Origin of the sequence: Pseudomonas sp. 2995-1, from assembly GCF_002742505.1 — a bacterium.
Lineage (GTDB): Bacteria > Pseudomonadota > Gammaproteobacteria > Pseudomonadales > Pseudomonadaceae > Aquipseudomonas > Aquipseudomonas sivasensis.
This window is the reverse complement of the sequence record NZ_LJSA01000449.1, coordinates 1-299: the sequence shown is the minus strand read 5'-3', so window position 1 is coordinate 299 and position 299 is coordinate 1. Positions and strand designations below refer to the sequence as shown.

General features: G+C 37.8%; 1 protein-coding gene. It reads right to left on the bottom strand.

Annotated elements, in window-relative coordinates; genetic code table 11:
- The coding region (locus AOA61_RS31915) for an MFS transporter (protein WP_218197373.1) at positions 1-299 on the bottom strand (299 nt) is incomplete at both ends.

The following is a 299-nucleotide window of genomic DNA, read 5'->3' as shown; positions in this document are numbered from 1 at the left end:
ATTTTTCGCAAATGATGCCAACATCGTCATACACGCAGGTGTTAGAAAAGCTAATATAAATCCATTAAGCACTCTTAATACGAACAAATGCGTAGTGTCCATTATAAAAGTATGGGCAAATAATGAGATAGATAAAAATAGTAATGGGAAAACAACAAACCCTCTCATCCCCATTCGATCTATAGCAGAACCTGCAATAAGATTTCCACCTAAGTTAACAAATGATGTAACGCTAAGCATAATGGCCACAAGCATACTACCTGCCCCAAGTGATACCGCCAAAGGAGTGAATACTGGAA